At 69.1% G+C, this 13606-nt stretch carries 12 protein-coding genes; 7 read left to right on the forward strand and 5 right to left on the reverse strand.

Annotation, left to right across the window (positions count from 1 at the left end):
• Positions 1 to 5: 5 nt before the first annotated feature.
• Together ABT313_RS09660 and ABT313_RS09665 are read left to right on the forward strand one after the other, a co-directional pair.
• A complete protein-coding gene (locus tag ABT313_RS09660) occupies positions 6 to 632 on the forward strand; it encodes an MOSC domain-containing protein (protein WP_350850562.1) in 627 nt (208 codons plus the stop codon).
• Positions 629 to 1873 carry an MFS transporter gene (locus ABT313_RS09665; protein WP_350850564.1) on the forward strand — a complete coding sequence of 415 codons (1245 nt, stop codon included), beginning with the start codon at positions 629 to 631 and terminating at the stop codon, positions 1871 to 1873. The genes ABT313_RS09660 and ABT313_RS09665 overlap by 4 nt, the downstream gene beginning before the upstream one ends.
• Here ABT313_RS09665 and ABT313_RS09670 read toward each other — a convergent pair.
• From ABT313_RS09670 to kduI, 3 genes are read right to left on the reverse strand one after another with little or no spacing between them, the layout of a single operon-like run.
• Positions 1870 to 2634 carry an IclR family transcriptional regulator gene (locus ABT313_RS09670; RefSeq protein WP_350850566.1) on the reverse strand — a complete coding sequence of 255 codons (765 nt, stop codon included), beginning with the start codon at positions 2632 to 2634 and terminating at the stop codon, positions 1870 to 1872. The genes ABT313_RS09665 and ABT313_RS09670 overlap by 4 nt on opposite strands.
• Positions 2635 to 2644: 10 nt before the next feature.
• Positions 2645 to 3397, reverse strand: coding sequence for an SDR family oxidoreductase (locus ABT313_RS09675; protein ID WP_350850568.1), 753 nt, complete (start codon positions 3395 to 3397; stop codon positions 2645 to 2647).
• The gene (gene kduI / locus ABT313_RS09680) at positions 3394 to 4218 is read right to left on the reverse strand and encodes a 5-dehydro-4-deoxy-D-glucuronate isomerase (protein WP_350850569.1); all 825 of its coding nucleotides are present in this window, start codon (positions 4216 to 4218) and stop codon (positions 3394 to 3396) included. The genes ABT313_RS09675 and kduI overlap by 4 nt, the downstream gene beginning before the upstream one ends.
• 141 nt (positions 4219 to 4359) lie before the next feature.
• On the opposite strand from kduI, the gene ABT313_RS09685 reads away from it, so the two are divergent.
• The 5 genes from ABT313_RS09685 (at position 4360) to ABT313_RS09705 (ending at position 12038) form a co-directional block, all read left to right on the forward strand.
• Complete coding sequence (locus tag ABT313_RS09685; protein WP_350850571.1) at positions 4360 to 5862, forward strand: sodium:solute symporter family protein; 1503 nt, start codon at positions 4360 to 4362, stop codon at positions 5860 to 5862.
• A gap of 23 nt (positions 5863 to 5885) precedes the next feature.
• The gene (locus ABT313_RS09690; protein WP_137253774.1) at positions 5886 to 6071 is read left to right on the forward strand and encodes a tautomerase family protein; all 186 of its coding nucleotides are present in this window, start codon (positions 5886 to 5888) and stop codon (positions 6069 to 6071) included.
• Positions 6072 to 6228: 157 nt separating this feature from the next.
• On the forward strand, positions 6229 to 7254 hold the full coding sequence (locus ABT313_RS09695) for an aspartate-semialdehyde dehydrogenase (RefSeq protein WP_350850573.1): 1026 nt from the start codon (positions 6229 to 6231) through the stop codon (positions 7252 to 7254).
• Positions 7255 to 7373: 119 nt separating this feature from the next.
• On the forward strand, positions 7374 to 10067 hold the full coding sequence (locus tag ABT313_RS09700) for an AfsR/SARP family transcriptional regulator (RefSeq protein ID WP_350850575.1): 2694 nt from the start codon (positions 7374 to 7376) through the stop codon (positions 10065 to 10067).
• A 135-nt stretch (positions 10068 to 10202) separates the two neighbouring features.
• Positions 10203 to 12038 carry an AMP-dependent synthetase/ligase gene (locus ABT313_RS09705; protein ID WP_350850577.1) on the forward strand — a complete coding sequence of 612 codons (1836 nt, stop codon included), beginning with the start codon at positions 10203 to 10205 and terminating at the stop codon, positions 12036 to 12038.
• On the opposite strand, the gene ABT313_RS09710 is transcribed toward ABT313_RS09705, so the two are convergent.
• On the reverse strand, positions 12039 to 12719 hold the full coding sequence (locus ABT313_RS09710; RefSeq protein ID WP_350850579.1) for an IMP cyclohydrolase: 681 nt from the start codon (positions 12717 to 12719) through the stop codon (positions 12039 to 12041).
• Positions 12720 to 12722: 3 nt separating this feature from the next.
• Entirely contained in the window at positions 12723 to 13598 is an 876-nt protein-coding gene (locus tag ABT313_RS09715; protein ID WP_350850581.1) for an alpha/beta fold hydrolase, read from the reverse strand.
• Positions 13599 to 13606: the final 8 nt, after the last annotated feature.

The raw sequence follows: 13606 nt of genomic DNA on the forward strand, positions 1-13606 counted from the left end.
CGCGTATGCGGTTGCTGACGGTCAATGTGGTGGAGAAGCTGATTCCGGGTCCGAAGGAGACGGGATTCACTGCCATCGACAAGCGGCCGCAGCCCGGCCGGGTCCGCGTCGGCGAGCTCGGCCTGGCCGGCGACCGCGTCTGCGACACCGAGAACCACGGCGGCCCGGACCTCGCGCTCTACGCGTACGCCGAAGAGGACGCGAACTGGTGGGCCGCCCAACTCGGCCGCGACATCCCGACCGGCCTGTTCGGCGAGAACCTTCGCACCGAAGGGCTCGACGTCAACGGCGCCGTGCTCGGTGAGGTATGGCGGATCGGCGCCGAGGTCGAGGTGATGGTCCGCGCACCGCGCATTCCGTGCATCACGTTCCAGCACCGCATGCAAGAGCCCCACTGGGTCAAGCGTTTCCATCAGGCCGGTCGCCCCGGCGCGTACCTGAAGGTGCTCCGCGAAGGCTCGATCGGCGCCGGAGACCCGATCGAGATCGTCAGCCGGCCGGACCACGAGGTCACCGTCGCGCTGATGCTGGCGGAGCAGGACGCCGCCAAGATGCAGCAGATGCTGGACTCCGGCGTCGATCTGATGGAGGAACTCCGCGACACCGCGCAGCGCGTGGTGGCGCGCGGATGACCGCGGCGTCTTCGGCAGCGTCTCCGGTACGGCGGGGAATCCTGCCCGAGCCGGGTCCGTTGCGGCCGCTGGCACTCGCCACGCTGCTCAGCCGGGTCGGCAACGGCCTGCTGATGACGGTCAGCGTCCTCTACTTCAACCGGATCGTCGGGTTGTCGATCGCACAGGTCGGCCTCGGCCTCACGGTCGCTGGGTTGTTCGGCCTGCTGTCCGCCGTACCGCTCGGGCATCTCGCGGATCGGCGTGGGCCGCGCGGCCTGTTCGTCGTACTCAGCCTGATGGTGTGCGGGCTGTCGCTGCTCTACCTGGTCGTTCACAACTTCTGGCAGTTCCTGGTCGTGAGCATCGTGCTGACGATGATCGATCGCGGCGCGGGTGCCGTCCGGGCCGCGTTGATCGCCGCGGTGACGGTCGGCGCGGGCCGGGTCGCGGCGCGTGCGTACCTGCGGGCCGTCACGAACATCGGCATCATGGCCGGCGCTGCCGTCGGCGCGTTCGCGCTGCATTTCGACACCGCCACGGCGTACCGCGTGATGTTCGTCCTCGACGCGGTGCTGAGCAGCGTCGCGGCCTTCGTCGTACTGGCGATTCCGCGGGTCGCACCCCAGCATCGTGCGGACGACGGGCCGGTGTGGCTCGCGCTGCGGGACCGCGGGTACCTCGCGGTGGCGGCGCTCAACGCGGGGATGAGCATCCACTTCGCCGTACTCGATGTCGCGATCCCGCTCTGGGTCGTCGACCACACCGACGCCCCGCGGTGGACGGTCGCGTTGCTGCTGATCATCAACACCGTGGTGGTCTCGCTGTTCCAGGTACGGTCGTCGCGCGGCATCGCCGATCCGGCCACAGCTGCCCGCGCCACCCGCACGGCCGGGTTGTTGCTGCTGGCATCGATGGTGCTGCTCGCCGGTGCGACGTGGGGCAACGCGCTGATCGCGGTGGCACTTCTCGCCGCGGGTGCGCTGGTCCAGGTGATCGCCGAGTTGATGCAGTCCTCGGGCTCGTTCCTGCTCAGCTTCGACCTCGCGCCGAACCACGCTCAGGGCCAGTACCAGGGCGTGTGGAACACCAGCATGTCGATCAGCACGATGATCGCCCCGACCGTTCTGGCCCTGTTGCCGCTCGGGCTCGGTGTTCCCGGCTGGATCATCCTCGGCGTGTGGTTCGCGCTGACCGGCGCGCTGTTCGTCCCAGTAGTGCGCTGGGCGGACAGCCGTCGCCCAGCACCCGTAGCGGCTTAGTTAGTAGGCTCGCGGTAGCCGAGCGCCGCGGAGATCTTTCGGGCGGCCTCGATCGCGGCCGGGGCCATCAGTGCCACCTGGGCGATCGACTGCTCCAACGACAACGTGGAGATGCTGACGGCGGCGATTGCTGCGCCGGTGTGGTCGTGGATGACCGCGGCCACACAGCGAATCCCGGGCTCGTTCTCCTCGTCGTCGAGTGCGTAGCCGCGAGTGCGCACTTGCGCGAGATCGGCCTTGAGCGCGGCCGCGCTGGTGTGCGTGAGCGGCGTACGGGCCGGAAGGCCGGTGCGGGTGATGTGGACGTCGAGCGCCTCTTCGTTCTTCTCGGCGAGCAGCGCCTTTCCGATGCCGGTGCAATGCAGCCAGATCGCCTTGCCGACGCGCGACGGCATCCGGTACGGCTTCGGGCCGTCGAGGCGTGCGACATAGATCGCCTCGTCGCCGTTCAGCAGCCCGACGTGCACTGTGCAGCGCGTCTGCGCGACGAGGTCCGCGAGAACCGGGCGGGCAACCGTCGCCAGGTCGACGTTGGTCAACGCGTGACCGGCCAGCCGCAGCGCCTTCGGGCCGGGGTGGTACGAGCCGTCGTCGGCCTGCGTGACGAACTCGTGCTCGACCAGCGACGCCATGATCCGGTGCACGGTCGACTTGGCCAGACCGGTCGCGTTCACGACGTCGGTGAACCGCGAGTGCTCCAGTACGGCGTCCAGCACCATCAACGTCTTGTCGATGGCCGAGGGCGAACTCATGTCGCTCATCCTGCCACTCCTATCTGGCTAGCCAGCCGCCGTCGACCGCGAGCACGTGCCCGTTGACATAGTCCGCGGCCGCCGAGGCCAGGAACACTGCGGCGCCGACAACATCCTCGGGCCGCCCCCAGCGACCGGCCGGGATGCGTTGCCGGATCGCGGCCTCGCGGGCCGGGTCCGCGCGCAGCTCGGTGGTGTTGTCGGTGCTGATGTACCCGGGGGCGATCGCGTTCACCTGCACCCCGGCCGGACCCCACTCGTTGGCCAGCGCCCGGGTCAGACCCGCCACCGCATGCTTGCTGGCAGTGTAGGCCGGAACCGTGATGCCGCCCTGGAAGCTCAGCAGCGAGGCGATCGTGATGATCTTCCCGGCCCCGCGTTCGGCCATCGCGGCGCCGATCGGGCGGGTGACTGCCCAGGTGGAGTTGAGGTTGACGTCGATCACGTGCTGCCAGTCCGCGGTCGTGGTGTCGGCCGCCGGCGCCCGCCGGATCGTGCCGGCGTTGTTGACCAGGATGTCGACGTCCCTGGACCTGGCCAACGAGGCGGCGGTCTCTTCCACCGCGGCGGGATCGGCGAAGTCGGCGATCACCACGCTCGCCTCGCCGCCGCCGTTCTGCTTGATCGCCTCGAGGGTGTCCTCGAGCGCTGCGTCCCGCGTCATCAGGATCAGCTCGGCGCCGGCCGCGGCGTACCCCGCTGCGATGGCGGCGCCGATGCCGCGACGCGCGCCGGTGACGAGCGCAGTACGCCCTTCGAGGCTGAACGTCACCGCAGGTCCCGTACATCGACACCGTCCATGTCGCCGAACGCCTGGTTCTCGCCGGCCATCGCCCAGACGAAGCTGTACGACGACGTGCCGCAGCCGGAGTGGATCGACCAACTCGGCGAGATGATCGCCTGCCGGTCCGCGACGAGCAGGTGCCGGGTCTCGTCCGGCTCGCCGAGCAGGTGGACGATCCGCTCCGTCTCGGGGAGTCCGAAGTACAGGTAGCACTCGGTACGGCGGTCGTGGGTGTGGGCGGGCATGGTGTTCCAGGTGCTGCCCGCGTGCAGTGTGGTGACGCCGAGCACGACCTGGCAGCTCTGCACGCCGTCCGCGTGGATGTACTGATCGATCGTGCGGCGGTTCGCGGTCTGCTGGTCGCCGAGCTCGAGCCGGTTGCCCTCGCCCGGGTTGACCTGTGCGGTCGGGAAGGCGCTGTGCGCGGGTGCGGAGAAGACGTAGAACGTTGCTTCGGGTCCCTCGAAGACGACCTCGCGCACACCGCGTCCGACGTACAGGCAGGCGCCGGTGGTCAGCTCGTACTTCGTGCCGTCCGCGGTGACCGTGCCGGGTCCGCCGACGTTGACGATGCCGGCCTCGCGGCGTTCGAGGAAGTACTCGCTGCGCAGCTCGGGATAGGTGTCGAGCGTCAGCGGACCGTTCGCGGGGCGGGCCCCGGCGAGCACGATCCGGTCGTGGTGGGTGAGCACCGCGGTGATCGCGTCCGGGATGAAGAGGTCGTCCACCAGGTAGTGGCGGCGCAGCGCGGCGGTGTCGAAACCGGGCAGCTGCTCGGGATGGGTGGCGTGCCTGATCTGCAGATTCACGGAACCAGGTTCTATGTCATGGAACCTCTCGTCAAGCCTGGAACCCGTCTCAGGTTTGTTCCAGGTTCCGTCTCTTGACACTAGGTTCTGTTCCATGGAACCTTCCAGTCACTCGCCCCCATCGCCCCTGGGAGGATCCTGATGACCACTCTGGACTGGACGGTCCTGGTCGCGTACTTCGTGTTGATGGTGCTGATCGGCGTCTGGTCGCGCACCAAGATCAAGACCGTCGTGGACTACTTCACGACCGGCGGCCGGATTCCCTGGTGGTTGTCCGGCATCTCGCATCACATGTCCGGCTACAGCGCGGTGATGTTCGTCGCGTTCGCGGCCGTTGCCTACAGCTACGGCATCACGGTCTACGTCTGGTGGGCCATGACGATCGGCGTCGGCGTCGGGATCGGCGCGTTCCTGTTCGCCGCCCGCTGGAATCGCCTCCGCGCCAAACACGGGGTTGTGTCGCCACTGGAGTACCTGGCCCGCAGGTACAACCTGCCGACACAGCAGGCGCTCGCGTATTCCGGTGCCGCGCTGAAGGTCGTCGACATCGCCTCGAAGTGGGTCGCGATCGCCGTACTGCTGAACGGATTCACCGGAGTGCCGATGCGGTGGGGGATCCTGCTGACCGGTGTGGTGACGATGCTGTACGCGACGCTCGGCGGGCTGTGGGCCGACGTACTCACCGACTTCGGGCAGTTCGTGATCCAGTTCGGCGCGGGCATCGCGATGTTCATCGGCGTGCTCGCGCACCTGGACGGCGTACCGACGTTGTGGAAGATGTGGGACCAGCTGCCGGCCGGGCACGGGCACGCGCTGAACGGGCCGTACACACCGATCTTCCTGATCGCGTTCCTGTTCATCAAAACCTTCGAGTACAACGGCGGCATGTGGAACCTGGCGCAGCGCTACATGGCCGCGCCGTCCGGATCCGCGGCCAAGAAGTCGGCGCTGCTGTCGTCGGCGCTCTGGCTGGTGTGGCCGCTGGTGCTGTTCATCCCGATGTGCGCCGCACCGCTGCTCGTCCACCCGGGCAAGCCGGAGCAGTCGTACGTCGAACTGTCGCAACTGCTGCTGCCGAGCGGGTTGATCGGGCTGGTGCTGGCCGGCTTCTTCTCGCACACGATGGCGATGGTGGCCTCCGACGCGAACGCGATCTCGTCGGTGATCACGCGGGATCTCGCGCCGGTGATCGTGCCTCGCGTGCGGCAGTTGACCGACGTCGCGGCGTTGAAGATGGCGCGGATCGTGACGTTCACGTTCGTCACCGTGAGCATGCTGATCGCGATCGCCACCAACGGCGAAGGCGTCGTACTGAAGATCGTCGTCGACCTGGTCGCCGCGACGATGGGACCGATCGCGATCCCGCTGATGCTCGGCCTGCTGCCGTGGTTCCGCCGGAGCGGATCGCGTGCCGCGCTCGCGTCGTGGGCGATCGGCCTGATCGCGTGGGCGATCGTCAAGTACGGCATCGGCTCCACCGACCAGACGCTCGTCGTCGCGTTGCCGCTGGCAACTTCCCTGGTGGTGTACGTCGGCCTCGGCCTGCTGCTGCCGGAGAACCGCGACGAGGTCGACGACCTGGTCGACTCGCTGAACACCGACCCCGACGAGACCGCCCCACGGCAAGCCGCCGTACTGTCCTAGCACCCCCAACCCTGGAGAAACAGATGCCGAACATCACCGTCGAACTCCTGTCCGGCCGTACCCTCGACCAGCGCCGCGAGTTCGTCGCCGCCGTCACCGACTCCGCGATCGCGATCCTCGGCGCCAAGCGGGAGTCCGTCCGCATCGTCTTCACCGAGATCGAGAAGACCGACGTCGCCAACGGCGGCACGCTGGCCGCCGACGTCTGAGGGAGCGGACCGCCAGCACTCACCAAGTCCGCCGAACGGCGGGATCCGCCGCCCGGCTGAGCGTGAATCCGCCGGGCGGCGTGCGGTTGATGAGTGCTGGCGGTCCGCCTCCTGAAACCCACCGCTGGCCCACTGGCCGAGCCAGTACTGTTTTTCCATGCGAGTAGGTGTTTTCGGAGCCACGGGTCAGGTCGGTAGCGTCATGCGGGAGCTGCTCGTCGAGCGGCAGTTCCCGGTGGACGAGGTGCGGTTCTTCGCGTCGGCACGGTCGGCTGGGAAGACGTTGCCGTTCGGTGACCGCGAAATCACCGTCGAGGACTCGGCGACGGCGGACTTCTCCGGGCTGGAGCTGGCGCTGTTCTCCAACGGGAAGACGGCGTCGAAGGAGCTCGCGCCGAAGGTCGCCGCGGCCGGGGCTGTTGTCGTGGACAACTCGTCCGCGTGGCGGATGGATCCCGACGTACCGCTCGTCGTCTCCGAGGTGAACCCGGGCGATCTCGACAACCTGCCGAAGGGCATCGTCGCGAACCCGAACTGCACGACGATGGCCGCGATGCCGGTCCTCGCTCCGCTGCACCGGCTGGCGACCCTGACCCGGCTCGTCGTGTCCACCTACCAGGCCGTCTCCGGCTCCGGCGGTGTCGGGGTGAGTGAGCTCGAGGACCAGGCCCGCGCCCTCGCCGTACCGGGCGGGAAGCTTGCCCGCGGCACCGAAGGCATCACGCTCCCGGAGCCCAAGGTGTACGCGGGCCCGATCGCGTTCAACGTCCTCCCGCTGGCCGGATCGATCGTTGCCGACGGCACCGGTGAGACCGACGAGGAGCAGAAGCTCCGCAACGAGAGCCGCAAGATCCTGCACATCCCGGATCTGCCGGTTGCCGGCACCTGCGTCCGGGTGCCGGTCTTCACCGGCCACTCGCTCAGCATCCACGCCGAGTTCGCCGAGCCGATCACGCCGGAGCGCGCGACCGAGCTCCTCGGCTCTGCTCCGGGCGTGGCCGTCACGGACCTCCCGACCCCGCTGCTCGCGGCCGGCCAGGACCCGTCGTACGTCGGCCGCATCCGTCAGGACCAGTCCGTTCCGGGCAATCGCGGTCTGGTGCTGTTCGTGTCCAACGACAACCTCCGCAAGGGCGCTGCCCTCAACGCCGTCCAGATCGCGGAGCTCCTCGCCCAGCGATAGTCTCTCGACGTCAACGACGTTGAGTGGCGCTAAGGTGAGGTCTCCCGTGGGAGGTGGCCGAGCTGGTGTGCGATGGGGTGAGCGGGGCCGGTGGGCTGCGGTTCCGATTGCTGGGGCCCGTGGAGGTGCTGACCGCTGACGGGGACGTCGTGCCGTTGCCGTCTCATCGCCCGACCATCCTGTTGGCTGCTTTGCTGCTGCGGCTGAACCGCTCGGTGCGCACCGATGACCTGATCGAGGTGCTCTGGGACGACAAGGAGTTGCCGTCCAACCCGCGGGCCGCGCTGCAGATCTACGTCTCGCGGCTCCGGGCCGCACTCGGCGACGCCGACCGTACGACGATCCGCACCGGTGACGGCAGCTACTCGCTGCAGGCGGATCCTGAGCAGGTCGACCTGGAGGTGTTCCGGCGCCTCGTACGCCGGGCGCCGCGGTCGGCGGACCCCGCGACCACCGTCGCGACGCTGACCGAGGCCCTCGCGCTGTGGCGGGCCGAACCGCTGGCCGGCCTCGACACGGGTGCGCTCACGCGCGAGATGATCCCGCGTCTGATCGAGGAACACCTCCAGGCACAGGAGCTTTACTTCGACGCCTGGCTCGCGGCCGGCGACGCAACCGAGCTGATCCCCGAGCTCACCGAGCTCACCGAACGCAACCCGACCCGGGAACGCTTCTGGTCCCAGCTCATCCGCGCACACCGCGCGTCCGGCCAGGCCGCCGTCGCGCTCGAGCTGTACGGCGAGGTGTCGCGGCGGCTGCGGGATCTGCTCGGTGCCGGTCCCGGCGTGGAACTGCAGCGACTGCACGCGGAGCTGCTCACGGCGACCAGCACCGACGACTCGATGGTGCCTCGCCAGCTCCCCGCCGGTGTCCGCACGTTCGCCGGTCGCTCCGCCCACCTCCGCCGCCTCGACGCCCTCCTGCCCGGCGCGAACCTCGGGCTGATCATCGGACCGGCCGGCGTCGGCAAGACCTCGCTCGCGATCCACTGGGCGCGGATGGCCGAGGGGACCTTCTCCGACGGCGTCCTGTACGCCGACCTGCTCGGCTTCTCGCCGGCGTCCGAACCGGCCGACCCGCGGACCGTGCTCCCGCGGTTCCTCGGCGCGCTGGGGATCCCGCCCGCGCGGATTCCGAGGACGGCCGACGAACAAGTCGCGTTGTACCGCACTCTGCTCGCGGACCGATCGGTCCTCGTCGTCCTCGACAACGCACGCACCGCCGAACAGGTCCGGCCGCTCGCGGCAGCGGGCCCGCGCTGCCTCACCCTCGTCACCAGCCGCAACGAGCTCGCTGGACTGGTCGCGGCCGAGCAGGCGCAGTTGATCCACCTCGACGTCCTCGACCGGATCCAGTCGAGACAGTTGCTGGCGGCAAGGGTCGGCGAGGACCGGTTGCGGAACGATGCCGCGAGCACCGATGCGCTGATCGCCCGGTGCGCGGGGCTCCCGCTCGCCCTTTCGCTGCTCGCGGCCCAGATCGCGCTCCGGCCGCGCAGGCCCTTGTCGTCGTTCGCGCAGACGCTGAGCGACGCGCCGCTGGACGCGCTCACGACCGCCGACGGGATCGACGTACGCACGATCTTCTCGTGGTCGTACCGGCAGTTGCGGCCGGAGCAGGCCCGGTTCTTCCGCCGATTGGCGCAGCATCCCGGTGCGGAGATCACGGTCGGCGCGGCGGCAGCGCTGGCCGGTGTGCCGGTCCGTGACACCCGCAGCAGCCTTGCCGTCCTGGTCGCGAACCATCAGCTGATCGAGATCGGCCAGGATCGCTACACGCTGCACGACCTGCTCAAGGCTTACGGGCGCGGGCTGTGCGAGGACGGGGAAGCCGAGGACGCGTTCCGGCGGCTGCTCGGCTATCTCGTCCGCACGGGGAGCGCGGCCGCGCTGACGATTGCGCCGTCGCGCGAGCCGATCGACCTTCCGGAGACAAGTCAGGATCTCGGTCTGACGTTCCCGGGAGGTCGGGACGAGGCCTTCGCCTGGTTCGACGCCGAGCTGCCCAACAACTTCGCCGTACTGCGGGCGGCCGCCGGCGTCGCCGACGAGCTGCTGTGGGCGTATGTGTGGGCGATCGCCGACTACCTGGACTTCCGCGGCCGGCCCGGGTCCCTGGAGGCCGCCGGGCTGGCGCTCGAGGCCGCGATCCGGCTGGGCGACCTCCGCAAGCAGGCACAGGCCCGGCGGGATCTCGGCCGCGGCCTGATGGCCTCGAAGCAGTGGGACGAGGCGATCCGGCAGCAGGAGCTGGCGATGGCCATCTCCGAGGATCTCGGTGACGACAGAGCCGTGGCCGATGCCGGGCTGAGCATTTCGAGGGTGCTGTCGAGGACGGGCGACTATCGGCAGGCGGTCGCGCAGTGCACGGTCGCACTGCGGATCTTCGAACGCATCGGCCACACCGGCGGACGCGGGAACGCCCTCAACAACCTCGGCTGGTACCACGCGCAGCTCGGTGAGTACGAGCTGACGATCGAGCTCTGTGAGCAGGCGCTCAAGCTCTACCAGGAGAACGATTCGGAGCGCGGCCTGGCGGTCGTCAGCGACACCAAGGCGTGTGCGCTGGCTGGACTCGGCCGCGTCGACGACGCTGTCGCGGCGTACCGCACCGCCGCCACGCTGTTCCGCCGGATCGGCCGGCCGTACGACGCTGCCGAGAGCCTCATGTCACTCGCCGAGACGCTCCACGACCACGACCGGACCGAGGCCGCCCGCGTCACCTGGCTCGAGGCTCTCGAGATCCTCGAGACGCTCGATCATCCGGACGCTTCAATCGTCCGCGACCGGCTCACCCGGCAGGACGCACAGTGAGACGCACGCCACGAACTGTAGGTGCACGTTGCGGAAACGTGATGGAGAAGGCCCCACCGGGTAAGCGAGTGCCATGGCCAGACCCACACCTCTGCGATTACCCTCCGGTTACTTGACCCCCAACGGAGGCCAGTTATGAAGCCTGTCGCCGATTCCGGCCAGCTTGCGCTCTTGAGCAACCGCAAGGACAACGTCGCCCAGATGTTCCTGGAGCGGGTGGAGGCGACCCCTGCGCGGGAGGCGTTCCGGTTCCCGCGCGGCGAGCAATGGAAGTCGGTGAGCTGGCGCGAGACCGAGGAGCTGACGCGCCGGCGGGCGGCCGGGCTGATCGCGCTCGGGATCGAGCCGGAGCAGCGGGTCGCGATCGCGTCCAGCACCCGGATCGAGTGGATCGAGTGCTACCTGGCCACCGTCCTCGCGGCCGCCGCGACGACCACGATCTACCCGACGACGATCTCGTCCGATGTCGCGTTCATCGTGGCCGACGCCGACGTACAGCTGGTGTTCGCCGAGGACGCGGGACAGGTCGACAAGCTGCGTGAGCGCCGGTCCGAGACGCCGTCGTTGCGCAAGGTCGTGCTGCTCGACGGTACGCCGGAGGACAGCGACGGCGACTGGGTCATCTCGCTGGGGGACCTCGACGCGCTGGGCGACGAGCACCTGGCCGGGCACTCGTCGGCGGTCGACGAGCGGATCGCGGCGATCAAGCCGGACGATCTGTGCACGCTGATCTACACCTCGGGTACGACGGGCCGGCCGAAGGGCGTTCGGTTGCCGCACTCCGCATGGACGTACGAAGGCGCCGCGGTCGAGGGGATGCGGGTGCTGTCGCCGGACGACCTGCAGTTCCTCTGGCTGCCGTTGTCGCACGTGTTCGGGCAGGTGCTGCTCGCCGTACAGTGCCAGATCGGGTTCGCGACCGCGGTGGACGGGCGGATCGACAAGATCGTCGACAACGCGGCCGTCGTCCAGCCGACGTTCATGGCGGCGGCGCCGAGGATCTTCGAGAAGGCGCATGCGCGGATCCGCACGATGATCCAGTCCGAGGGCGGCGTGCGGGCGAAGATGTTCGACTGGGCGTTCGGGGTCGGGGCGCGCGTGTCTGCTCTGCGGCAGGCGGGACGGGAGCCATCCGGTGTGCTGGCGGCGCAGTTCGCGGCGGCGGATCGGCTGGTGCTGTCGAAGATCCGGGCTCGCTTCGGCGGGCGGATCCGGTTCTTCGTGTCGGGTTCGGCGGCGCTCGACAAGACGCTGGCCGAGTGGTTCCACGCGGCAGGGTTGCTGATCCTCGAGGGGTACGGGCTGTCCGAGACGTCGGCGGGATCGACGTTGAACCGGCCGTCGCAGTACCGGCTCGGCAGTGTCGGACCGGCGTTCCCGGGGACGCAGTTCAAGATCGCCGAGGACGGGGAGATCCTGATCAAGGGCGACGGCGTGATGAGCGGGTACCACAACCAGCCCGAGCAGACGGCCGAGGTGCTGGACGCGGACGGGTGGTTCCACACCGGCGACATCGGGCACTTCGAGGACGAGTTCCTGTTCATCACCGACCGGAAGAAGGACCTGTTCAAGACCTCGGGCGGCAAGTACGTCGCGCCGCAGGTGATCGAAGGCCGGTTCAAGACGATCTGCCCGTACGCGAGCCAGTTCATCGTCCACGGCAACAAGCGGAACTTCGTCTCGGCGCTGGTCACGCTGGACCCCGATGCGGTCCAGGGCTGGGCCGCGGCGAACGGTATGGCCGGCATGCCGTACGCCGAGATCGTCACGTCGGACGCGGCCCAGACGATGGTCCAGGGCTACGTCGACGAGCTCAACGCGACCCTCAACCGCTGGGAAACCATCAAGAAGTTCACCATCCTCGACCGCGACCTCACGGTCGAGTCCGGCGAAATGACCCCGAGCCTCAAACTCAAACGAAAGTACGTCGAGACCGAGTACGCCGCCGTCCTCGACAAGATGTACGAGTAGTCACCGCTGCTGCAGCACCACCTCGGTAAACGCGGGGGTGTCGAGGCGCACGGTGATGGCGGCGACTCGGAGAGACGGCTGCAGTGACTGCCAGATGACGTCGGTGAGGTCGGACCATGGAGGGTCGACAGCGGCGATCTCGGGGTGGCCGTTGGTGACGATGTGCTCTGCGGTGCCGGAGTACGTCGTGGTGGTGAGCGCGGTGCCGGGTGCGACCTGGGCCGCGTAGAGGGACGGGTGGACGGTGAGGTCTGGTGCGCCGTCGTACGCGCGGGCGGAGCCGACCACGACCTCGGTGAGCTCCAGGCCGGTGATTGTCGCGGCGGCGGTGATGCGGGGCGTGCGGATGGGTGGGTCGGGTTCGTAGGTTTGCTGCCGCAGGGCGAGTTGGAGGTCTGGCTGCTGCGGGCGCAGGGCCGCGACGTCGCTGACCTGGGTGCCGTTGCCGACGATGACCCAGTCGGGTCCGCGGGTGGCGGCGGTGTAGTGGCGGAGGTCGTCGACCGGGCCGCCGGAGGTGTCGCGGACGACGACCTCCTGGTCGTGGACGACGAGTTCGCGGGCCTGAGATGCCGGCGATCGCCCGGTCAGCCAGTAGGTGAAGAACGGCACGCCGTCGGCGTCGCGTCCGATGGCCAGGCCGCGGCCGGGGTACTCGACCGATTCTCCGAGTGTGTGCACGGCTCAGCGCTCCAGGAAGGTGCGGATGACCTCGACGTACTTCGCCGGTTCCTCGTCGGCGATGGAGTGGGCCGAGTCGGTGAAGATCTCGAGGGTGGCCCGGGGGAGGCGGGTGGCGAGGTCGCGGGGCATGTCGAAGCCGACGTGGCGGTCCCAGAGGGCGGCGAGGATCAGGGTGGGTACGTCGACCTCGGCCAGGTCGTCGGCGAGGTCGGGGCGTTCGGTGCCGACGAGCGCCATCGCCATCTCCATATTGGACTCGGGCGCCGACGGGTCGTCGGCGGGGATGTTGGCCGGGTCGTAGTAGAAGAAGCTGGCCGCGTTCTCGCTCCGGGCGATGGCGCCGATGGCGGCAACCGTGCGCTCGATCGGGTCGGTGAGTGGCTCGAGCTGACTGCGCAGGGCAGCGCGCTCGGCCGGCGTCAGGACCGGGTCGACCGCGGCCGGACGCAACGTCCACAGCCCTGGGTGGAGCGGATCGACGATCGGCGGGGCGTGCAGGATCAGACCGGCCACATGGTTGCTATGGGCAACGGCGTACTCCGCGGCCGGCAGGCACCCGAACGACACCCCCCACGGCACGATCCGCTCGACGCCGAGCGCCGTACGCAACTCGTCCAGGTCGGCGACGAGCTGGGTCATCGTGTACGTGCCCGGGTCGGACGGACGCGCCGACCGGCCGCACCCGCGCTGGTCGTAGAAGACGACCGGTGCGAGCTTCGCAACCTCGTCGCCGACGGAGTGCTCGATCGAATACGAGCTCTCGCCCGGCCCACCGTGCACCAGCACCAGCGGCACCCCGTCGTTGCCGGCGCCCGCGACCCGAACCCAGTGATCGACCCCACCCGCGGCAACTGTCCGCACTCCGTCACTCAACATGGCTGCGA

Origin of the sequence: Kribbella sp. NPDC000426 (genome assembly GCF_040300265.1) — a bacterium.
In the GTDB taxonomy this organism is placed as follows: Bacteria; Actinomycetota; Actinomycetes; order Propionibacteriales; family Kribbellaceae; genus Kribbella.